The sequence below is a fragment of the Acetobacter pasteurianus subsp. pasteurianus LMG 1262 = NBRC 106471 genome, assembly GCF_000285275.1.
GTDB lineage: Bacteria > Pseudomonadota > Alphaproteobacteria > Acetobacterales > Acetobacteraceae > Acetobacter > Acetobacter pasteurianus.
This window is the reverse complement of sequence record NZ_CADO01000139.1, coordinates 121,898-142,313: the sequence shown is the minus strand read 5'-3', so window position 1 is coordinate 142,313 and position 20,416 is coordinate 121,898. Positions and strand designations below refer to the sequence as shown.

Here is a 20,416-nt window from a genome sequence, read left to right as displayed (position 1 = left end):
CCCTTAGAAACTTTCCTGCACAAAAGCTTCCGTGGCGGCATCCACTTCCGGGTTCACGCCATACCATTTCTCAAAACCCAGCCGTGCCTGATGCAACAGCATGCCAAGCCCACCCAAAGTGCGCAGACCAGCAGACTGAGCTTCCGCCAACAAAGGTGTTACGCGGGGCACATACACAATATCTGCCACCACCAGTTCCTTGGCAGCATGCGCCAAGGAAGGCCGGAACCCAGCATCAGGGCCACCTTCCATACCCAAAGACGTGGTGTTGACCAGCAGACTAAATGCGCCAAGGCGTTCTTCCCATACATTCCACGGCACCACATCCAGCCCCGGCAGAGCTTTTGCCAGTTCTTCTGCCCGCCCTTGGGTGCGATTGGTCACGGCAACACGCAGGCCACAATCCTGCAACGCGGCAGCCACGGATCGCGCAGCGCCACCAGCACCCAGTAGCAAAGCCTGTGCCTGTTTGGGCGGGTTTAAGCCTGCGGCTTCCATACTGGCTACAAAACCTGCGCCATCGGTTGAATAGCCGTGAATTTTGCCGTCATCTTCAAACACAAGTGTGTTCACGGCACCTGCACGCTGGGCGGAGTGGTCCAGCACATCGGCAATTTTAAAGGCGGCTTCCTTGTGCGGAATGGTCACATTCGCACCCCGAAAACCCGCAGCCTGTAGGCCCAGAACGGCCGCCACAAACGCATCTGGCTCAACCGGCAGTGGCACATAAGCGCCATCCACACCATGCCGCCGTAACCAGTAATTGTGCAGCACGGGAGAGCGCGAATGTGCAACGGGCCAGCCCAGAACACCCGCCAGCTTGGCCTTGCCCGTAATAATCTGCGGCTTGGCTGTATCTGTGGCGGTCATGCGTTTTCTCCATACTGTTCACAAAACTGCTGCCATGCCTGTGGCAGCAAGCGGGCCAGACGGTTTGCCCATTCGGTCTGCCCAGCATCATCGGCTATCAGATCCTGCCGAATTTCAATTTCAATATGCGGCAGTTCACGCTGCTCACCATGCACGGGAATGGTGTAATCTGATGTATCTGTAAGGGCATAGGGTTCGTTATCCCCCACCACCAAGCCATCCTTTTGCAAAAGAGCAATCATGATACGGGCCAGCCGGGAATCATGATTATGCAAAAGTCCTGCATGCCACGGGCGCTGTTTACCGTGCATGGATGGCGTAAAACTGTGTAGCGCCACAACCACCGTCTGGCGGCCAGCGGCCACATGGGCATCCAGTTCCTGCCGGATACGGGCGTGATAGGGGTGCAGAATTGTCTGCTCCCGCCATGCCCGATCCTGCGCCGAGATATTCTGGTTGCGCGGCACTGTTGTGCCATCACTTACCTGCACAATGGAGGTTGGGTGACCGGGGGCGCGGTTACAATCTATCACCAAGCGGGAATAAACCTGCTCAATCAACACAGCAGGCAGTTGGTCAGCCAGTTTGCGGCCTACGCCATCTATGCCGATATCCCAGCCGATATGGCGCGCACGTTCCTGCGCACTTAGCCCCAGATCACCCAGTTCAGGCGGAATGGCACGGCCTGCATGGTCACTTACCAGCACAAAGGGGCCACCTTCATCCCGGCCATGCACCACAAAACTTTCTGCCATCAGCACCTGATCAACAGACATGCCTTTCCACCTCCTGCATTGCGCGGCATGGTGCCAAAAAAGCAGGACAACACCCTACCTTTCCGCCATGCCGCAGAACACTTTTGTTCGGGTTTGAAAACTTATTTGGCGGAAGATACCACAACAGCAGCCAGATCGGCCTGTGCACGTACCTGCCCTGCATCTTCCCCTGTCAGGCCTTCTGCATCCAGCCCGCTATCATCCAGTTCGTACACCAGATAGGCCGGATCTGCGCCATCCAGCGATTCTTCGCCGCCAACATCGTAGCTGCGGGCTGCCACGTATTCTGGCCCACGCATTTTGCCTTCCAGGCGCTCAACAGCCACAACCGGGCTTTCTGCGCGAATAACTTCCAAAAGCACATTCGGGCCGGGATCAATCACGGCAAAGGTTGTAAGCTTGTGTGGTGTTGTCATGTTCATGAACTCCCTGAATTTCACTTGCTTTTAAGCAGAGAAATGCCGCCGGGCACAGCCCTTTCCCGCACCGCAGCGCACAGAACAGCCCCGCCGCAGGATCGGCCCTGCCACGCCCTTTGCCAAAACCGGCATTTGCGCCCTAGGGCGTGCAACATTACTGTGGCATCTTTGCATCCGCGCCGCGGCAGTATAAGCCAGCGCCTGAGCACATCTTACGCAGCAGGACGGAATTAGGGCCTAAAATGTCTCTGAACAGCCAGAACAGCACGGAAACGGAAAACCAGAAAAACGCCAATGTCCAGTGGGGCGGGCGGTTTGCCGGTGGCCCTTCTGAGATCATGCAGGCCATCAATGCCTCCATCGGCTTTGATAAGGTGATGTGGAAGCAGGATATTGCTGGCTCCCTCGCCCATGCCGCCATGCTGGCGCATGTGGGCATTATCTCCAAGAATGATGAAGCCACCATCCGTAAGGGGCTGACAGAAATCGGGCAGGAAATTGCGGCTGGCAACTTCCCCTTTTCCGAAGCGCTGGAAGATATTCACATGAATATCGAAGCCCGGCTGTCTGACCGGATTGGTGAAGCCGGAAAGCGCCTGCACACCGCCCGCTCCCGCAATGATCAGGTTGCAACAGATTTTCGCCTGTGGGTGCGTGATGCCATTGATGGGCTGGACCAGCAGGTTGCTGCCCTTATGCGCTCCCTCGCCCGCCGGGCAGAGGAACACGCTGCCACCCCCATGCCGGGCTTTACCCACCTGCAAACCGCACAGCCCGTAACATTCGGCCACCACCTGATGGCGTATGTGGAAATGCTGGCGCGCGATCGGGGCCGTCTGGCAGATACACGCAAGCGCCTGAACGAATGCCCGCTGGGTTCTGCCGCGCTGGCAGGCACATCCTTCCCCATTGACCGGAAGATGACCGCCGAGCTGCTGCATTTTGACCGCCCCACAGCTAACTCTCTGGATTCTGTATCCGACCGTGATTTTGCGCTGGAATATCTTTCTGCGCTGTCCATCATGGCCATGCACCTTTCCCGCATGGCGGAAGAAATAGTCATCTGGTGCTCCTCACCTTTCTCCTTCATCCGCCTTTCAGATGCGTTCACCACCGGCTCTTCCATCATGCCGCAAAAGCGAAACCCGGATGCGGCAGAACTGGTGCGCGCCAAAACTGGCCGCATTACCGGCAGCCTTGTTAGCCTGCTAACGGTGATGAAAGGCCTGCCACTGGCCTACGCCAAGGATATGCAGGAAGATAAGGAACCCGTGTTTGAAGCCACGGATGCTGCTGCTCTCTCCCTTGCTGCGTGTGATGGCATGGTGCGGGATATGACAGCCAACACCACCCAGATGCGTGCGCTGGCAGGCTCCGGTTATTCCACCGCCACAGATATTGCGGACTGGCTGGTACGGGTGCTGAAAGTGCCCTTCCGCACCGCGCACCACGTCACTGGTCGTCTGGTTGCTAAAGCCGAGGAAAAAGGCGTGGGTCTGGCAGATCTGACATTGCAGGAAATGCAGGCAGAAGAACCCGGCATTACGGATGATATCTATTCGGTTCTCAGCGTAGATGCTTCCATTGCCTCACGCACCAGCGAAGGCGGCACCGCACCGGGCAATGTCAGTGCGCAGGCCCAGCGTTGGCTGAAAGCTCTGGGTGCAGAACCTACCGCAGCGGGGCAGTAAAACCATGAATTACCGCCTGATTTTTGGCCTTGCGCTGGCTACCATCCTGTTTCTGCCGCTGGCAGCCTGCGGCAAAAAGGGCACGCCGCACCAGCCGGGCCCGCAAAATAAAATTACCTATCCGCGCATGTATCCGCCGAATGAATAAGGCCAAGATGCACACCATATTGGTTTAAGACCGCACTCCGTAACCAGCCATGCCGAGTTTTTCTTGGCGTGGTCTCCTGCTCCTTTTTTGCAATCAGGGCCTTTACGCCTCATGGCCGAAACACCTGTTTATACCGATGCCGACCCAACACTGGCAGAACTGTTACAAACGCACCCACAGCTTACGGTTGACCCCACCTGTGGGCTGATGCTGGAAGGCGTGGCCCTGAACGCCATAGCTGATTCTGTTGGCACACCCTGTTGGGTATTGGGGGCTGGCACGCTGCGCGCACGTATGCGGCGCATGCACACCGCCATGAGAAATGCCGGGCTGGATGTTTCCATCCACTATGCCGTGAAAGCCAATGACCATCTGGCCATTCTTACCCTGATCGGTCAGGAAGGGTTTGGGGCGGATATTGTTAGCGGTGGTGAACTGGCGCGCGCCTTAAAGGCGGGCATTCCGGCAGATCGCATTGTGTTTTCCGGCGTTGGCAAAACAGATGCCGAACTGGAACAGGCCATCAGCTACGGCATTGGCCAGATTAACGTGGAAAGTGCTGAAGAGCTGGAAGCTATTTCAGCACTTTCCACCAAGCTGGGCAAGCAGGCCACTATTACGCTGCGCGTAAACCCGGATGTGGATGCCAAAACCCACGCTAAAATTACAACCGGGTTGGCCGCCAACAAATTTGGTATTCCGTTTCAGGATGCTGCAGCACTGTATGCCCTTGCGTTCACCCTTCCCGGTGTGCGCCCTGTTGGGTTTGCCACCCATATTGGCAGCCAGATTTTAACCACAACCCCTTATCGTGCGGCCTATGCCCGTGTGGCGGAACTGGTGCGTACCGTGCGCGCCGCAGGCAATGCCGTAAGCGTTGTGGATTGTGGCGGCGGCCTTGGCATTTGCTACCGCAATGAAACGGAAGGTCAGCCCGAAGCCCTTGCGGGCGCCATTAAGGCAGAACTGGGTGATCTGGGCGTAAAACTAGCTATTGAACCAGGGCGCTGGCCCATTGGCCCGGCAGGTGTGCTGCTAAGCAGCGTGATCCTGCGTAAGGAACAGGGCATGGATGTACCCTTCCTTGTGCTGGATGCCGCCATGAACGAACTTTTGCGCCCCAGCATGTATGATGCGTGGCATGGCATTCTGCCGCTGGCACCGCAGGCGTTTAGCCAGCCTGTTTCTCTGGCCCATGTGGTTGGCCCTGTGTGCGAAAGTGGAGATACCTTTGCGCGGGACAGGCTTTTGCCTCCACTGGCACGCAATGCACGTATAGCCCTGCTGGATACAGGCGCGTATGGTGCGGTTATGAGCTCCACTTACAACAGCCGCCCGCTTGCCGCAGAAGTTCTGGTTGAAGATGGCCAGTGGCAGGTGATACGCCAAAGGCAGAGTGTTGAAGAACTGTGGCAGGATGAAACTGTGCCCTCCCACCTTGCCAAAGCCACATGAACCAAGGCGGTCTGCACCAATCCCTGACCGCCTCCACCGCTGAGGATGGAGCGCTGGCGGAGCGCCTTGCCACCGCACGCCGCCACGCCGCCATTGTTTTGCGGATAGAAAGGCTGTGGCCTGCGCTACAGCCTGCTCTTGCCCTGCTGGGCATTTACTGCGCGGCATCTTTGCTGCGCATTCCTCAGCACCTGCCAGATGGTGTACGGTTGCTGCTGGTGGCAAGTTGGCTGAGCTTATGTGGCTGGCGGCTGCACAAGGATATTGAAAACCTTGCGCTCCCTACCTCCAGCGAGGTTGACCGGCGGATTGAACAGGCATCGGGCCTTCACAATCGCCCCCTTGCTACGCTCACGGACCACCCTGCAGGCACAGCCTCGCAAAGTTCCAGCACCTTATGGCAAGCGCATCAACAGCGCATTCTGGCATCACTCGGCGCGTTGCGGGCAGGTTGGCCACGCCTTTGGCCCCAAGGCCGCGTGCGGCAGATGAGCGCTTGGGTATTGGTTGCAGCCCTTGCTGGCACAGCCGGGCTTGCGGGTTCCTCCGCGCCGGGGCGTATTCTTGCCGGATTTATTCCGGGGCGGGATGATCCTGATGTGCCCTTCCCACGCGTAGAGGCATGGATAACCCCACCAGCTTATGCGCCGGATGCTCCGGTTTTTCTGGGTAATCTCAAAACACCGCCCCAAACGCCGCAAGGGGCGCACCTTACCGCTATTGTTACAGGCATGGCCTCCCACCCCACCTTGCGGGAACAGGGTGACATGGTGCTGCATGATGCCACACGCCATAAGCTGGATGCCCATAGTTGGAAGCTGGATGTGGTGTTGGAGCATTCTGGCACCGTACGTCTTACAGGCCGTGGCCGCACATTGGCGCAATGGCCCGTCACCGTTCTGCCGGATGCAGACCCTAGCGTGAAATGGGGGCCTAACCCCGGTTCTCCCCGCAAGGAAGAATGGCGCACACTTCTGCCGTATGAGGCCAGCCATGCCTATGGTTTGGCGTCCCTTAAGGTGGAACTGCATCTGGCACATGCCAAACATGGGCCGGAACGTGTGCTTACCATTCCCCTGCCACTTGTTGGGCATCCCAAATCTGTAAAAGGCGCTATCAGCCCGGATCTGTCGGAAGATCCGTGGGCGGGTGAAACCGTAATCGGCCGCGTGGTCGCAACCTCTGTCAGTGGGCATGAAGGCAAAAGCGCTTCTGCCACATTCCGCATGGGCGCACGCACCTTTCATTCCCCTATTGCCCGTGCTTTGCTGGATGTACGCAAACGCTTCGCTCTGGGGCAGGAAAGCCGGCAGGATGCGGCATCGGATCTGGAAGCACTGGCCGATGCCCCCGGCCCTGTGCGTGAACATACCGGCATGTTGCTCGCACTCAGCAGCGTGGTGGCCATGCTGGATGACAGTCTGACAGATACCGCCACGGCCCGCACGGGCGCCACAAACCTGCTGTGGGATCTGGCGCTGGATATAGAAGACCGCCGCAACGGAGATGATGCCAGTGCTCAGGCATCTATCGATGTGCGTGCGGCCCAAGCCGCCGTGGCACAGCAGCTCCAGCACATGCATCAGGATGGACAGCAAGGGCAACAGGCCCAGCAGGAACTGGAAGACAGGCTAAAAACCCTGCAAAGTGCCATCAGCCGCAAAATGCAGGCGTTAGCCAATCAGGCCATGAAAGATCATACGGTTATTCCTGACCTTCCGGGCTTTACCAGCGCGGGTAATCAGGCTTTTTCCCGCCTGATGCGCCAGTTGCAATCCGATGCCTCCAATGGCCATGCGGATGAAGCGCTCAAGCGTTTGCAGGATATGGAAAACGCTACCGAGCGCATGCGCAACGCAACGCCGCAGGATATGGCAAACCTTGCCCAGCAGATGATGGCGCAGCAGAAAATGCGTGAACAGGCAGCCGCCCTGCATGATCTGGCCAGCAAACAAACCGCCCTGTTGGATCATGCGCAATCTCGCCTTGATGAAAACCTGAAAGCGCAGGCCCAAAAGCAGAGTGATCTGGCAGACGATGGTGATGATGAGGCCGATTACGCCAACATGCCAACATCCGAACTGTTGCGCCGTTTAGGCCTGCCCATGCCGCCGGGTTCGGAAAACGCACCATCTGCGCCACCCCCTCCGCCTGCGCAGCCCGAAACACCACCAGCCATGCCCGACCCTGCCCAAGCAGAGGCACAGGCAGCGGCCCGCCGCAATGAACGTGCCACGCAGCATGCACTGGAACACGCGCTGGATGAGCTGAAAGACGAATTCAAGGATCTTACAGGCAAAATCCCCAGCGCTTTTGATGAAGCCCGCAAAAGCATGGAGGATGCCCGCAAGGCACTGGCCGATGGGGATGATGCCGCTGCCGCCAATGCGGAAGAAAAAGCATTGGAAGCCCTGCGCAAAACCCGCCAGCAAATGCAGGATGCGGTTAAGGGCAATGGCAAAAACAGCATTCCCAGCTTTTTGCCTGCTCTTGGCAGCCCGTCTGATGGATCTTCTGGTTCTGGCAGTGCATCCGATGGACAGAATGGTTCTGGCACACCGTCTGATTCCTCAGAAAATCAGGAGGAAGAAGACCAACAGGGCGGCAAGCGCGATCCGCTGGGCCGCAAGCTGGGTGAAGGCAAGGATCAGACCGAAGATGATTCCACCCACATTCCAGATAACGTGGCCCGCCAGCGCGCCAGAGAAATTGAGCAGGAACTGAGGCGGCGAGATTCAGACCGTACCCGCCCGCAGCAGGAACTGGATTACCTTGACCGTTTGCTCAAACCATTCTGAAACATAAATCAGGCACACTCATTCTACCCAACTTATCTGCAAGAATACCGGGTAAGACTTTGAATTACATTGCACGGAGCAAAAAGAGAGTATGGCACGTTTTTTGGTAACCGGTGGCGCTGGGTATGTTGGCAGCCACGTTGTTCTTGCCCTGCTAGATGATGGGCACGACGTTGTTGTGCTGGACAACCTGCGCACTGGCCACCGCGCTGCCGTGCCGGATCAGGCCACTTTTATGCAAGGTGATATTTCAGACATTGCCTGTCTGGATAAAGTTCTTTCCTCCGGCCCGTGGGATGGCATTTTGCATTTTGCAGCGCTCTCCTTGGTGGGAGAAAGCATGCAGAACCCCATGATGTACATGACAGCCAATGCAGGTTACGGTTTTGGCCTGATTGATGCCTGTGTGCGCCACGGTGTAAAACGCTTTGTGTTTTCCTCCACCGCCAATCTGTTTGGTTCCGCCGGAGAAGGCCCGATTAACGAGGACGCCCCCATCAACCCCGGCTCCCCTTACGGTGAGAGCAAATATATGGTGGAACGCGCCCTGTACTGGGCCGACAAAATTCATGGTCTGAAAAGTGCGTGCCTGCGCTACTTCAACGCTGCCGGGGCTGATCCTGCTGGCCGTGCGGGGGAAGATCACCGCCCCGAAACGCATCTAATCCCGCTGGTCATTGATGCCGCCCTGAAACGCCGCCCTGCCCTTACCCTGTTTGGTGAAGATTACCCCACGCCAGATGGCACCTGTATCCGTGATTATGTGCATGTTACAGATCTGGCACGTGCCCATCTGGCCGTATTGCCTTTGCTGAATGATAAAAGCGTGGTGTTTAACGTTGGCACAGGGCGCGGCAATTCTAACCGTGAAATTATTGATGCCGTTGGCCGCGTAAGCAATCTGGAAGTGCCCTGGCAGGCAGGCCCACGCCGTGCGGGTGATCCGGCCAGCCTGGTTGCCAGCCCTGCCCGCCTGATGGAAGCAACCGGTTGGGCACCAGAGTTTACGGATATTGATCGGATTGTGGAAACAGCCTTCAACTGGCGCAAAAACCACCCACAGGGCTATGGCGCGTAACCTTCTTTTTTCCTGCATGGTGGCATTTGCCTCTGTCATGCAGGCCACCTTTACAGGTCATGCAGCCTTGGCTGAAGGCCCAGCTTATCGCACGCATCTGGCTGGTGTAGGGCTACATGACCCACGCCAAAGAGTGGATGCCACGCAGCCACCTTGGTCTGCAGTGGGGCGCGTGCAAACAGAACTGGGTAGCCGGTGCACCGGTTTTCTGATTGCGCCCAACGTGGTGGAAACGGCCGGGCACTGCCTGTGGCTGAGCCATGTGCGCGGGTTTGTGCAGCCTGAAAGCGTGCATTTTTTACGCGCCTATACGGGGGACCATTACATGGCCCATGCCCGTGCCGTGCAAATTATTATTCCCCCCGGTTACAGAACGGATCAAGAAAGCAATAGCGGCGGGTTAGACCATGCCACGCTTATTCTGGACCATGCCATCGCCAAACCGAATGAGGTTTTTCATATTAATACGCCCCAACAGGCCCTTACACCCGGAATGCCTGTTGTATTGGGCGGGTATGAGCAAAATCAGCCAGATATCATCACGGCTGATCAGAACTGCCATTTTTTAAGCATTACCCAAGATGGTGGCGGAAACCCCATGCTCGTGCATAATTGCGCTGGCACACATGGCAGCAGCGGCGCGCCTTTACTGTTTCATGATCAGGTTGGATGGCATGTTATTGGTGTGCAGGTTCAGGCATTCACCAATGGCCCTGGTGGCCGCGCCGTGCCCCTTTTAAGCCAGAACTAAAAAACACGCCCTTAAACTGCGACAGATCAAAGACAGCCCATATTCCCCTGCGCAGGGTAGGCTTCGTTCTGGTAGAAATACCAAGGTTTGATACCGCAGAAAGGAAACCTCCATGTTTGCCATGCGTCTGCACCAGCCCAAAACACCCCTGCAATGGGAGGAAGTGCCAGACCCGGTGCCCGGCCCCGGTGAAATTCGGGTAAAAGTGCTGGCCTGCGGTGTATGCCGCACAGATTTGCACGTGGTGGATGGAGACCTTACACACCCCAAGCTGCCCATTATTCCCGGCCACGAAATTGTCGGGCGGATTGACCAAATTGGCTCTGGCGTTACCTCCTTGTCTGTTGGGCAGCGCGTAGGTATTCCGTGGCTTGAGCACACATGCGGGCACTGCTTTTATTGCAGCGATCATCATGAAAACCTGTGTGACCATCCCGTATTTACCGGTTACACACGAGATGGCGGCTACGCCACAATGGCTGTGGCAGATGCCCGCTTTGCCTTCCCTCTAGGGGAAGAAGGATCAGACGTAGAAGTAGCGCCGCTCTTGTGTGCCGGGCTTATTGGCTGGCGTTCCTTGGTAAAAACCGGAAACGCGCAAAAAGTGGGGCTATATGGCTTTGGTGCTGCGGCCCATATTATTGCGCAGGTTCTGGTCTGGCAGAAAAAGCAGGTTTACGCTTTTACCCGCCCCGGTGATGCAAAAACCCAAGCTTTTGCGCGTGAGTTAGGGGCTACATGGGCTGGAGGTTCTGACGAACTGCCGCCAGAACAACTGGATGCCACCATTATTTTTGCACCTGTAGGCGCCTTGGTGCCGGCAGCCTTAAAAACCCTGCGTAAAGGCGGGCGCGTGGTGTGCGCAGGTATCCATATGAGCGAAATTCCTGCTTTTTCTTACGATATCTTGTGGGAAGAACGTGAAATTGTTTCCGTTGCCAATCTCACCCGTCAGGATGGATTGGATTTTCTGTCCATCGCGCCCAAAATTGGCATCCACACCACCACAACCACATATGCCCTAAAGGACGCTAACAAGGCGCTGGATGATTTGCGGCATGGGCGGTTTGATGGTGCTGCCGTGCTGGTGCCTTAAGCCCAGATCAATATATCAGGCCGGCTGCGGAGCAGACATTTCCCCCTGCTCCGCAGCGGCCAGAATAGCTGCCAGCAGGCCGGGAAAGCGCGCTTCCATATCCTGCAAACGCAGGCTGTTCATATGTGTCACGCCCACAACTTCCGTGCGCAACACACCAGATTTACGCAGCACCGCAAAATGGTGCGAGATGGAAGATTTGGGCCGCCCATCCTGCAATGGCGCACAGGCCTGAGGCTGCTTCTGCATCAGCTTTTGCACAACAGAAAGCCGAAAAGGGTCTGCCAGCGCGTGCAGAATACCCGCTAGTTGAAACTCCTCGGGGGCAGGATGATCATACTGCTTCATGGGTTGCGCTTGAGCCCTTAACTCTTGCCTACAGGATTAGTTCGATTATAGTCGAACTAATGGTCGTGCAGACCTGATCCGTAACGGAGACTACGCATGCCGACACTGTTTGATACTTATACCCTTAAAGATATTACCTTACGCAACCGTATTGTGGTTGGCCCCATGTGCCAATACACAGCGCAAGAAGGCGTGCCGAATGATTGGCACAGCGTGCATTACCCCACACTGGCCCGTGGCGGTGCAGCGCTTGTTGTGGTGGAAGCCACAGCCGTTTCCCCCGAAGGGCGCATTACCCCCGGCTGCCTTGGTTTATGGAATGATGAGCAGGCTGCTGCCTTTGCCCCCATTACAGCGGCTATAAGCAAAGCAGGCGCAGTGCCCGGCATCCAGCTTGCCCATGCAGGCCGCAAAGCCAGCGCACACGTGCCGTGGGAAGGTGATGACCATATTCCGGAATCAGACCCGGCAGGATGGCAACCCATTGCGCCCTCTCCCGTAGCATTTGGGGCTAACCTGCCCCGCGTGCCCACGGAAATGACATTGGATGACATTGCCCGTGTAAAAGCCGATTTTGTGCGTGCCGCAGAACGTGCCCGAGATGCCGGTTTTAAATGGCTGATGCTGCATTTTGCCCACGGTTATCTGGCACAAAGTTTCTGGTCCACCCATTCCAACAAACGCACGGATCAGTATGGTGGATCTGCTGAAAACCGTGGCCGCTTTTTGCTGGAAACGCTGGAAGCCGTGCGTGCCGTATGGCCTGAAAACCTGCCTCTTTCTGCCCGCTTTGGCGTTATTGAATTTGACGGGCAGGATGAACAGACACTAGCGGAATCCATTGCCCTTGTTCAGAAAATGAAAGATGTGGGGCTGGATTTTCTGGATGTCAGCATCGGGTTTTCCACCCCCACCGCCAATATTCCATGGGGTGCCGGGTTTATGGCCCCGTATGCCCAGCGCGTAAAACAGGAAGCTGCGCTGCCTGTTACAACTTCATGGTACATTAGCGAAGGTCGACAGGCTGATGCGCTGATCCGCACAGGTGCGCTGGATCTGGCAACGCTGGGCCGCCCTTTCCTTGCCAACCCACACTGGCCGTATGAAGCCGCACGCACTTTGCACGTGAAAGATGCGGGAAAAGTTCTGCCACCTTCTTACGGGTGGTGGCTGGCGCGTTATCAGTAACGCAAGATTACTCACGTGTTCCGGGCTCTCCCTCAGATGCCCGGAACACGGTGAGAAACTTATTTTTTCTCTGGCATTCCCACACATTCAGCCGGTCCGGGAAAGCTGCGGTTGCGCACGGCCTGCGCATATGCAGCAGCTGCCTGCTCAACTTCCTTGCCCAGATCAGCAAATTTTCTCACAAACCTGGGCGTGAAGTCCGGGAACAACCCCAGCATATCTTCGGTTACCAACACCTGCCCGCCACATGCGGGAGAAGCCCCAATGCCAATGGTGGGGATATGCAATATCTCGCTAATCTTGCGGGAAAGTGGCTCCATTGTGCTTTCAATCACCACCGCCCACGCACCTGCGTTTTGCACGGCACGCGCATCCGCCAAAATCTGTTCGGCTTCATCCCCACGGCCAACGGTGCGGAAGCCACCATGCGCATGCACGGCCTGCGGTTTTAGCCCGATATGCCCCACAACCGGAATACCGCGCTGCACCAAAAACTGAATAGTCTCGGCCATTTCCTGCCCACCTTCCAGCTTTACGCACCCGGCGCCAGTTTGCGCCATAATCTGCGCCGCCACCCGGAACGCCTGCTGCGGGCTTTCCTGATAACTGCCAAAAGGCATGTCCACCGCCACACAGGCCCGCTGGCTGCCACGCACAACAGCCTGACCATGCGCTATCATCATTTCCGGCGTAACGGCCAAGGTAGACTCCATGCCGTACACCACCATGCCCACAGAATCCCCCACCAGCAGCAGATCACAGTGTGCATCCAGCAAGCGGGCCATGGGGGCCGTATAAGCGGTAAGAGACACGATGGGAGCATCCAGCGCCGCCAAAGATCGCGGTGTGTGCCGCTTGACTGTTTGAGGTCTGCTCACGCGTATTCTCTCCTTGTTTCAGTTCAGGATCGTGGATCAAAAAGTGGGGGCAGCTTTCCTCTATCCCCTTCGGCTGTCAAGCCCTGCCACGGCCTGAAACAGAGCAAAACCATAAAAAGAAAAAGAATGTCCTTCAAAGCATTGACAACACTTCTCCAACCCTTTAGATCACGGCTCAACAAATCGGAGGGATGCCCGAGTGGCTAAAGGGGGCGGACTGTAAATCCGCTGGCGTACGCCTACGTTGGTTCGAATCCAACTCCCTCCACCATTTTCCTTAAAAATATTCAATAGAAACAAGAAGTATAGCGGTCGCTTGTTGAGCGTTCCCCTTCTTAAAACAATCACCATAGACACTTACAAAATCAGTATTTTATTTGTTGCATGAGAGAAATATAATTATTAAATACACTGCGGATAATGACAAACATCTTGCCCTTGTCAGCATCTTCCTGCTGGCACGTAACGGTGATTTCCTTGATAGCCATTACAGCACAGTTGGGATAACCCATGCGACACGTAAAGCCCGCCCTCACCGGCGGGTTTTTTTTGTGTCTTCCTTTCAGCACACGCCATGCCAAATACCAACCAGCATCCCGCCCTGACTTTTGTCATGAGCGAACATCAGCTCGTCAGCATCGTCAGACGTTACCTGCCGAGCCAGCAAACCATCAACCGGGCCGAAGGTCTGGCCTCGATCGGCTTCGGGGCCGCGGAAATGGCCGGGGCCACGAGCCTGCTGGCCGCCCCTGAACCGTTGCTTAGCAAATTAGGTGGCATTGCGCTCGCAGCCCACGGCGTTGACATGATGACCGCCGGACAGCGTGCATGGAACACCGCCACGCCACCGCAAACCCGGACCGAACGTGCGGTCCGCGCCGCGGCCCTGAAGGCGCATGCGCCCCCCGCTGTTGCCAATCTGGCAGGTGCGGCTGCGGACGCCCTGATCCCGGGCGGCCTACTGCATGCAGCAGAGTCTTTCGCAGCCACTCGGGCCATTCGCGTGGCTTCAGCGGACGTAAGCCGACTAACCTTCCGGCATGCCGATATCGCCCCGGAGCACTTCCACCGGCCTTCGCCGTCTCCTCAACCGCCAAGACTACCCACCAACCAGAACCTTCTCTCACCCCATCGACAGAAGCGGCTCAATCTCAACCGCCATGAGGCACCCCCACATAATCGCAAGGCAGAAGGGCATGTCTTGCTGAAGCACGTCGATCCAACCGAGGAATATATCGAACGCCGGTTTACGAAGGAAAAACGCCCTGTCGTTTCATTCTTTACTTCGAAGGAAGAGGCCGAACGTGCTATTCACAAAGTGCTCAGGGATAACGCCTCTAAAATTGATACCTGGCTCAAAAACGCCGCAAATGGAAGCACAGTCTATGTCGAAGGGTATTCCTCGGGAAAGGGAGCTGTCGTAATCGAGAATGCCAATCGGCAACGTAAGGCTGCGCGACGCATTCAAGTTACAATTGTCAAAAAAGAATACAATGGGATGATATATTATGTCCAAACTGTTAAACTGTACCAATGATGATATTCTTGACATGTTCCCGCGTATAAAAAGTCTTGGTGGCGGCCCATTCGGTGAAGACGCCGATATCTTCGGTGATACGTTACGTGAAGTTGTTCAGGATGCACCACAAACTCGTGATCTGCCGTTCAAACAGCAGACAGTCAACGAATTAAGGAATTTCCTGACCTATAGTGACGAAGATATTGAGCGCGTCAGTTGGGTTGTGCTCGGCATAGACCCAACGGCGGATGTTGAAGAACCACCCAACTGGGGCAGCTTTCCCACCCTACGGGCATTCTGGTCAGCCGTTCTGCATGCCTTTGAAAACGATCCTGAGGTGCAGATGGGAAGAGAGATTGACCCGAGTATGTAGGGGCGGGTCGTTCGCCACCATAGTGGACGTTTGAACTCTTGAAGTTCAAGACACAGTTCCATTTAGTCTTACATGAGAAAGTATGCCGCTTATCTCGTACTTTTTCTTGGATTATTACATGCTCGCTGCAGCAGTGAAGCGGCTGGGAAGTTCGTCCAGGATAACAGAAATCTCGTCACTCTGACGAACGATCAGCAAAGTCGTCTTCTACAGGTCAATCTTCCGAGCTATGAGGCGATCGTTCGTCGGGGCATCCATGTCTACCTGACACAAAATGAGTTCAACGCCCTCGTCTCGTTCGTCTATAATCCGGGAAGATGTTGGCAGGGTATCCGTGCTGCTATCAACAGCGGCAACAAACGCAAGGCCGCCAGAATAATCGAGGAGCAGGTGCGTTCGAAAGGCAAGGTCTTGCGTGGCTTGGTCCGGAGACGGTACGACGAGAGGCCATGCTTCTGCTGGAAGGACGATATTGATGATCCGTGCTCTCCTGAGCCTGATTTGTGCCATCTGTATCGGCGGCACCGCACACGCGGGTGCCAAACCGGAATCTTTGGAGGAGCAGTCTTACAACGGCAACACGATGTTCAACGAGGAGCTTGATGGAAAAGCGTTTCTCAATGGGCGGTTGATCGTGCGCGTCGAGCGTGTTTCGACCTGCGTGTCGGCGGTCTGGACCCGCAGTGGCGGCGGATCGGCACTGCGGCGCGACCTGCTGGAATAGGACAAGATGTTTAATGGCGATCCCTGGACCAAGGCTCAGTCTTACTATTTGACGTTCGTCTATGCCGACCATCGGAGCGACGATGTCGTGTCCATGCCTCTCACGGCGCATCCGGACGATTTTGAAGCCACAGATGGTATCACCCTCCTATCGTGCGAACCGAAACGGCATCATCGCAAGTGACGATCTTTGCGCCGGGCGATCCAGTCGGAAACATAACACTCGGCAGGTCTTAATGTGCGGTAACACCGATAACACCAGTAACACCGCAAAAACGATATACTGAATGGTGCTGACGATCATTCACGACACTCCGCAGCCCATGCCTCCATCAGCGGACGTCGCAAATCCAAAATGTGTTCTATACGCCGTGATGTTTTATTTGAAGCGACATGCCTCATCCACTGTAGGCGCTTCTGCCAATTGAATTACCATCAGCGTTACCGGGCCAGACGTTACATTCCCGCCCAAGTGTCCTTTATGCCCCTGCGCATCAGGAAGTGTTCTTTGATCTTCGCCTAAAGATATATCTCCGGGCCCCATTTCAACACGTGTGCCATCCATTGCCTGAACAAACCATGTGCCTTTCAGTGGAATAATCCACTGCACCTTAGGATCGGTATGCCATGCGCCGTTCCAATGGTCCGGCTGCACTGTTGAAATAATTTGCACCTCTCCTTTGGAAAGCACGTCTGACCACTGAGGAGCCGCAGGCTTGTTCATTGTCTTGAGGCTGTAATGATGAAGTGGGCACTTCGTCATATGGCTTACACCATTATGATCCGCCCAGTTGTGCCAGTAATAGGTGGTGGGCGGTTTTTCTGGCTGATTCTGGCCAGTATCCTGAGCACACACAATATTGGCACTCAAAGACAGAAGGCCAATAAGCACCACTCCGGCAATTATGCGCTGCACCATACCCTTCCTTTGCCTGTGATTGTATAAACACCTTATCCGCCCATAAGTTTCTTTCAATACAACACGCAAGATTCCGAGCAAGGCAAGACAACCCTACTGGTTTCTAAAGCAAATATCACGATGCAGACTGCAAATTTTTGGAAACTTGCAGCATGTAACGATGCGGACTCATAAAAACGGCGTAAGGGGACTATGGCTTCTGCTGGTTACTTACTCCGCAGCACATACCATCCAGCAACACCTCCAGCGCGGCAGGAATTGGGGCTACCCCCACCTTTTCCTCAAGTAATTGATGATTGATTGCCAGCATGGCCAGACCATGCACCTGTGCCCAACTTGCTGCTGCCTGCGCACTCATGGCAATGGGTCGGAAACTGCCATCCCGCTGTCCCTCTTCCAAAAGCCGCAGAAGAAGCCCGAAGGTGTTCATAGCGGCATCATGCAATTGGGAATCTATCGTTTTATCCGCATCGGAACTGAACATCAGGCGGTAAAGACCGGGGTTATGGATGGCAAAATCAATACAAGCCTGTGCAGCGGCAACGAATTTCTCTCTTACAGAAAACGTATCTGCTGACATGGCCTGCGCCATGCTCTGCCCAAGCTGAACAAAGCCGATGCGTGCCAGTTCACGCAAAAGCGCCTCCTTATCCCGGAAATGCTTGTAAGGGGCCGCGTGGCTAACACCCGTGCGCCGTGCCACTTCCCGCAAAGTGAAGGTCCAGTTCTGGTCTGCTGCCAGCATGGCAAGTGCTGTGTCGATCAGGGCATGGCGTAAATCACCATGATGATAAGGGCGGTTTGTAGTTTCACTCATTCGTGAGGCTCATGTTTACAGAAGAAACTTTCATTGACACCAAAGTATTATGGCTCATACCCTGCCTGTATAAGTTTCTCCTGTAAACATGGAGCGCACAATGCCTGATGTTACTTCTGCCAATCTGCGTGACATTCTCGATCACCAACGCGCCACGTTCCTACGCGCCGGGCCGCCCAGTTTAAAACAGCGGCGTGCTGATCTGCGCCGCCTTAAAGCTGAAATCCTCAAGCGACGCATTGACATCGTGCGTGCTCTGAAAACCGATTTTGGCCAGCGCTCGGAACGGGAAAGCGCCATTGTGGAACTCATCCCGCTTGTGCAGTCGATCAATTATATGATCCGGCATGTCGGGCACTGGATGAAGCCGGAATGTCGGCATATAGCGGCCTATTTCCAGTGCGGAAAGGCATGGGTGATGCGCCAACCTATCGGGGTTGTAGGCATTATCGCACCGTGGAACTACCCGGTTTCCCTCGCTCTTACGCCACTGGCTACAGCCATTGCGGCGGGCAACCGCGCCATGCTGAAACCATCGGAATTCACACCGGCTACATCGGCAGTGATTGGCGAGATCGTGCAGGCTGTCTTTCCGCCTGATCAGGTATCTGTTGTGACGGGAGATGGCGAAGTGGGTGCCGCGTTCTCGGCCCTGCCCTTTGATCATATCCTGTTCACCGGCAGCACGGCAGTTGGAAAAAAAGTGGCTGAAGCCGCAGCGCGTAATCTCACTCCCGTCACCCTTGAACTCGGCGGCAAATCTCCCGTCGTGATCGAGCCCGGTTTTTCCATGCAGCGGGTGGCAGGCCGCGTGGCATTTGGCAAACTCACCAATGCTGGGCAAACCTGCATCGCTCCAGATTATGTGCTGGTGCATGAAAGCCAACAGCAGGCTTTTGCCGAAGCCTATCAGGCAGCCGTGAAAAAGCTGCATCCCGGCAGTTATGTGGGATCTCCCGATTATACAGCCATCCTTAACCAGCATCATTATACACGGCTCAGCGGTCTGATCCGTGATGCGGAAGAACAAGGCGCGCGGGTTATCCGAATGGGAAGCGATTCCGCAACCGACCATGTGCTTGCGCCTGTTCTGATACTCAACGCTAAACCTGAAATGGCGGTCATGCAGGAAGAAATTTTCGGACCCGTGTTACCTGTGCTGACCTACAAAAATCTTGATGAAGCCATTGCTTTTATCAATGCACGCCCCAGACCTTTGGCTTTGTATTACTTCGGAGAAAAACACGCTGAACAAAACAGGCTTCTGCAACGCACGGTTTCAGGAAATGTGACCATAAACGGCACATTGCTGCATTACGTGCAAGATGCCCTGCCATTTGGCGGTGTGGGAGAAAGTGGCATTGGAGCCTATCACGGAAAAGAAGGCTTTATGGCCCTTACACATGCCCGCGGCATTTACAAACAGGGGCGCTTTAATGCCGCAACGCTGCTTCAGCCTCCATTCAACAAACTGACTGATACCATCACCAATCTGCTTTTGCGATAAGAATGCCACGCACAACAAGACCGGGCATTATTCAGCAATTTTCTAAAGTGTTTGCCTTACACCACAATAAAAATCGGCGGTTCCAGCCCTTGACGCTTATTGTACTTCGCAGTGCAATAAGCGCCACGCCCACTAAACTGAACCATGGAACACGCCTTACATGCAATATTACGGTGCGCCAGAAACGCAGGCACTTTTACCATTTCCTGCATTGGTGAACATGCTGGCCCGCACGGTGCGTGATTACGCAAATGGTGGCATTACATGCCCGCCGCGCACGGTTGTTCCCACGCAGGATGGCAATGGCACGCTGATGTGCATGCCAACCGTGGCGGAAGATTTGATTGCCACAAAGATACTCACAATTTTTGGCAAAAATGCCGTGCAGCATCTTCCCACCATACAGGGCATGATTACATGCGCCGATGCGCATAATGGGCGCTTCCTTTTCAATCTTGATGGTCCCACCGTAACAATGCGCCGCACATCCGCCATGAGCATGCTGGGTATGCGCACATTTGCCCGTGGCGCTGTAAAAAGGGTGTTGATTGTTGGCACAGGCACCCAAGCCATTGCCCATGTAGAGGCGCTCTCAGCCCTATATCCGGGCATTGAGGTTGCAATCCGTGGCCGTAGCCCAGAACGGGCGGAACATTTTTGTAAGCAGCATGCAACAAACCTTCTGACACTGCGCCCAGAAGCCCTCAAAGAAATACCGTTTAACGTTGTTATCACCACCACAGCCAGCACTACGCCCATTTATGATGGCAAAGCCGACCCGCACTGCCTTGTTATTGGTGTAGGCGCTTACCGCCCCGATATGGCAGAAATTGCACCACAGATTGTACAGGCCAGCCAGCTTTATGTAGATGACCCGATTGGCGCCCCAACCGAAGCCGGTGATATTCTGCAAGCAGGTGTAAACTGGAGCACTGTGCACGCTCTGGCAGAAGCGCTGGAGACACCCGCAGACTCAACGCGCCCGGTGTTCTTTAAATCCGTTGGGTGCGCAGTGTGGGATCTGGCCGCCTGCCGCGTTGCACGCACCATGCTGCCATAACT

At 55.4% G+C, this 20,416-nt stretch carries 20 protein-coding genes, 1 tRNA gene and 1 pseudogene; 15 read left to right on the top strand and 7 right to left on the bottom strand.

Annotation, left to right across the window (positions count from 1 at the left end):
• Nucleotides 1-3 precede the first annotated feature (3 nt).
• The 3 genes from APA10_RS12595 to APA10_RS12585 all read right to left on the bottom strand — a co-directional run bounded on the left by APA10_RS12595 (nucleotide 4) and on the right by APA10_RS12585 (nucleotide 2,068).
• The gene (locus APA10_RS12595) at nucleotides 4-870 is read right to left on the bottom strand and encodes a shikimate dehydrogenase (RefSeq protein ID WP_003628274.1); all 867 of its coding nucleotides are present in this window, start codon (nucleotides 868-870) and stop codon (nucleotides 4-6) included.
• Nucleotides 867-1,646 (bottom strand): N-formylglutamate amidohydrolase, encoded by a 780-nt coding sequence (locus APA10_RS12590; protein WP_003628275.1) that lies wholly within the window; start codon nucleotides 1,644-1,646, stop codon nucleotides 867-869. Before APA10_RS12590 ends, APA10_RS12595 begins: the two co-directional genes overlap by 4 nt.
• Before the next feature lie 101 nt (nucleotides 1,647-1,747).
• Nucleotides 1,748-2,068, bottom strand: a complete 321-nt coding sequence (locus APA10_RS12585; protein WP_003625146.1) for a hypothetical protein — start codon at nucleotides 2,066-2,068, stop codon at nucleotides 1,748-1,750.
• 239 nt (nucleotides 2,069-2,307) lie between these two features.
• Between APA10_RS12585 and argH the strand changes: the two genes are divergently transcribed.
• The 7 genes from argH (at nucleotide 2,308) to APA10_RS12550 (ending at nucleotide 11,082) form a co-directional block, all read left to right on the top strand.
• Nucleotides 2,308-3,756, top strand: coding sequence for an argininosuccinate lyase (gene argH / locus APA10_RS12575; RefSeq protein WP_003628278.1), 1,449 nt, complete (start codon nucleotides 2,308-2,310; stop codon nucleotides 3,754-3,756).
• A 4-nt stretch (nucleotides 3,757-3,760) separates the two neighbouring features.
• Nucleotides 3,761-3,904 carry a hypothetical protein gene (locus tag APA10_RS15215; RefSeq protein WP_003628279.1) on the top strand — a complete coding sequence of 48 codons (144 nt, stop codon included), beginning with the start codon at nucleotides 3,761-3,763 and terminating at the stop codon, nucleotides 3,902-3,904.
• A gap of 111 nt (nucleotides 3,905-4,015) precedes the next feature.
• Nucleotides 4,016-5,359, top strand: a complete 1,344-nt coding sequence (gene lysA / locus APA10_RS12570) for a diaminopimelate decarboxylase (RefSeq protein WP_003628280.1) — start codon at nucleotides 4,016-4,018, stop codon at nucleotides 5,357-5,359.
• A complete protein-coding gene (locus tag APA10_RS12565; protein ID WP_003628281.1) occupies nucleotides 5,356-8,157 on the top strand; it encodes a DUF4175 domain-containing protein in 2,802 nt (933 codons plus the stop codon). Before lysA ends, APA10_RS12565 begins: the two co-directional genes overlap by 4 nt.
• A gap of 91 nt (nucleotides 8,158-8,248) precedes the next feature.
• Nucleotides 8,249-9,235, top strand: coding sequence for a UDP-glucose 4-epimerase GalE (galE, locus tag APA10_RS12560; RefSeq protein WP_003628282.1), 987 nt, complete (start codon nucleotides 8,249-8,251; stop codon nucleotides 9,233-9,235).
• Nucleotides 9,236-9,251: 16 nt separating this feature from the next.
• The gene (locus APA10_RS12555; protein WP_174714315.1) at nucleotides 9,252-9,986 is read left to right on the top strand and encodes a trypsin-like serine peptidase; all 735 of its coding nucleotides are present in this window, start codon (nucleotides 9,252-9,254) and stop codon (nucleotides 9,984-9,986) included.
• A gap of 112 nt (nucleotides 9,987-10,098) precedes the next feature.
• Nucleotides 10,099-11,082, top strand: a complete 984-nt coding sequence (locus tag APA10_RS12550; protein WP_003628284.1) for a zinc-dependent alcohol dehydrogenase family protein — start codon at nucleotides 10,099-10,101, stop codon at nucleotides 11,080-11,082.
• Between the two features lie 15 nt (nucleotides 11,083-11,097).
• Here the strand turns inward: APA10_RS12550 and APA10_RS12545 are convergent, their stop codons facing one another.
• On the bottom strand, nucleotides 11,098-11,430 hold the full coding sequence (locus APA10_RS12545; protein WP_003628285.1) for an ArsR/SmtB family transcription factor: 333 nt from the start codon (nucleotides 11,428-11,430) through the stop codon (nucleotides 11,098-11,100).
• A gap of 96 nt (nucleotides 11,431-11,526) precedes the next feature.
• Here APA10_RS12545 and APA10_RS12540 point away from each other — a divergent pair, with 96 nt between their 5' ends.
• A complete protein-coding gene (locus APA10_RS12540; RefSeq protein ID WP_003628286.1) occupies nucleotides 11,527-12,618 on the top strand; it encodes an NADH:flavin oxidoreductase/NADH oxidase in 1,092 nt (363 codons plus the stop codon).
• A gap of 59 nt (nucleotides 12,619-12,677) precedes the next feature.
• Here APA10_RS12540 and panB read toward each other — a convergent pair whose 3' ends face one another.
• A complete protein-coding gene (panB, locus tag APA10_RS12535; RefSeq protein WP_035365454.1) occupies nucleotides 12,678-13,496 on the bottom strand; it encodes a 3-methyl-2-oxobutanoate hydroxymethyltransferase in 819 nt (272 codons plus the stop codon).
• A gap of 185 nt (nucleotides 13,497-13,681) precedes the next feature.
• Between panB and APA10_RS12530 the strand changes: the two genes are divergently transcribed.
• The 5 genes and pseudogenes from APA10_RS12530 to APA10_RS15470 all read left to right on the top strand — a co-directional run bounded on the left by APA10_RS12530 (nucleotide 13,682) and on the right by APA10_RS15470 (nucleotide 16,112).
• Nucleotides 13,682-13,767: transfer RNA gene (locus APA10_RS12530), tRNA-Tyr, on the top strand.
• A 303-nt stretch (nucleotides 13,768-14,070) separates the two neighbouring features.
• Nucleotides 14,071-15,033, top strand: coding sequence for an RNase A-like domain-containing protein (locus tag APA10_RS12525; protein WP_003628288.1), 963 nt, complete (start codon nucleotides 14,071-14,073; stop codon nucleotides 15,031-15,033).
• A gap of 13 nt (nucleotides 15,034-15,046) precedes the next feature.
• Nucleotides 15,047-15,388: a hypothetical protein gene (locus APA10_RS12520; RefSeq protein WP_035365476.1), complete on the top strand. Its 342-nt coding sequence runs from the start codon at nucleotides 15,047-15,049 to the stop codon at nucleotides 15,386-15,388.
• Between the two features lie 72 nt (nucleotides 15,389-15,460).
• A pseudogene (locus APA10_RS15615) lies at nucleotides 15,461-15,820 on the top strand (glycoside hydrolase family protein); the annotation flags it as partial.
• Between the two features lie 43 nt (nucleotides 15,821-15,863).
• Entirely contained in the window at nucleotides 15,864-16,112 is a 249-nt protein-coding gene (locus APA10_RS15470) for a hypothetical protein (RefSeq protein WP_231111129.1), read from the top strand.
• Nucleotides 16,113-16,490: 378 nt separating this feature from the next.
• On the opposite strand, the gene APA10_RS12510 is transcribed toward APA10_RS15470, so the two are convergent.
• Nucleotides 16,491-17,030 (bottom strand): cupin domain-containing protein, encoded by a 540-nt coding sequence (locus APA10_RS12510; protein ID WP_003628291.1) that lies wholly within the window; start codon nucleotides 17,028-17,030, stop codon nucleotides 16,491-16,493.
• 190 nt (nucleotides 17,031-17,220) lie between these two features.
• The gene (locus tag APA10_RS12505) at nucleotides 17,221-17,847 is read right to left on the bottom strand and encodes a TetR/AcrR family transcriptional regulator (RefSeq protein ID WP_003628292.1); all 627 of its coding nucleotides are present in this window, start codon (nucleotides 17,845-17,847) and stop codon (nucleotides 17,221-17,223) included.
• A gap of 88 nt (nucleotides 17,848-17,935) precedes the next feature.
• Here APA10_RS12505 and APA10_RS12500 point away from each other — a divergent pair, with 88 nt between their 5' ends.
• Nucleotides 17,936-19,354 (top strand): coniferyl aldehyde dehydrogenase, encoded by a 1,419-nt coding sequence (locus APA10_RS12500; protein WP_003628293.1) that lies wholly within the window; start codon nucleotides 17,936-17,938, stop codon nucleotides 19,352-19,354.
• A gap of 160 nt (nucleotides 19,355-19,514) precedes the next feature.
• Nucleotides 19,515-20,414: a delta(1)-pyrroline-2-carboxylate reductase family protein gene (locus APA10_RS12495; protein ID WP_003628294.1), complete on the top strand. Its 900-nt coding sequence runs from the start codon at nucleotides 19,515-19,517 to the stop codon at nucleotides 20,412-20,414.
• Nucleotides 20,415-20,416 lie beyond the last annotated feature (2 nt).

Coding starts and splice junctions, on each gene's coding strand:
- galE (WP_003628282.1), top strand. CDS start 8,249: ATGGCACGTTTTTTGGTAACCGGTGGCGCTGGGTATGTTGGCAGCCAC.
- APA10_RS12590 (WP_003628275.1), bottom strand. CDS start 1,646: ATGTCTGTTGATCAGGTGCTGATGGCAGAAAGTTTTGTGGTGCATGGC.
- APA10_RS12500 (WP_003628293.1), top strand. CDS start 17,936: ATGGAGCGCACAATGCCTGATGTTACTTCTGCCAATCTGCGTGACATT.
- APA10_RS15470 (WP_231111129.1), top strand. CDS start 15,864: ATGATCCGTGCTCTCCTGAGCCTGATTTGTGCCATCTGTATCGGCGGC.
- APA10_RS12585 (WP_003625146.1), bottom strand. CDS start 2,068: ATGAACATGACAACACCACACAAGCTTACAACCTTTGCCGTGATTGAT.
- argH (WP_003628278.1), top strand. CDS start 2,308: ATGTCTCTGAACAGCCAGAACAGCACGGAAACGGAAAACCAGAAAAAC.
- APA10_RS12550 (WP_003628284.1), top strand. CDS start 10,099: ATGTTTGCCATGCGTCTGCACCAGCCCAAAACACCCCTGCAATGGGAG.
- APA10_RS12510 (WP_003628291.1), bottom strand. CDS start 17,030: ATGGTGCAGCGCATAATTGCCGGAGTGGTGCTTATTGGCCTTCTGTCT.
- APA10_RS15215 (WP_003628279.1), top strand. CDS start 3,761: ATGAATTACCGCCTGATTTTTGGCCTTGCGCTGGCTACCATCCTGTTT.
- APA10_RS12540 (WP_003628286.1), top strand. CDS start 11,527: ATGCCGACACTGTTTGATACTTATACCCTTAAAGATATTACCTTACGC.
- APA10_RS12545 (WP_003628285.1), bottom strand. CDS start 11,430: ATGAAGCAGTATGATCATCCTGCCCCCGAGGAGTTTCAACTAGCGGGT.
- APA10_RS12565 (WP_003628281.1), top strand. CDS start 5,356: ATGAACCAAGGCGGTCTGCACCAATCCCTGACCGCCTCCACCGCTGAG.
- APA10_RS12520 (WP_035365476.1), top strand. CDS start 15,047: ATGTTCCCGCGTATAAAAAGTCTTGGTGGCGGCCCATTCGGTGAAGAC.
- APA10_RS12495 (WP_003628294.1), top strand. CDS start 19,515: ATGCAATATTACGGTGCGCCAGAAACGCAGGCACTTTTACCATTTCCT.
- APA10_RS12595 (WP_003628274.1), bottom strand. CDS start 870: ATGACCGCCACAGATACAGCCAAGCCGCAGATTATTACGGGCAAGGCC.
- APA10_RS12525 (WP_003628288.1), top strand. CDS start 14,071: ATGCCAAATACCAACCAGCATCCCGCCCTGACTTTTGTCATGAGCGAA.
- APA10_RS12555 (WP_174714315.1), top strand. CDS start 9,252: ATGGTGGCATTTGCCTCTGTCATGCAGGCCACCTTTACAGGTCATGCA.
- APA10_RS12505 (WP_003628292.1), bottom strand. CDS start 17,847: ATGAGTGAAACTACAAACCGCCCTTATCATCATGGTGATTTACGCCAT.
- lysA (WP_003628280.1), top strand. CDS start 4,016: ATGGCCGAAACACCTGTTTATACCGATGCCGACCCAACACTGGCAGAA.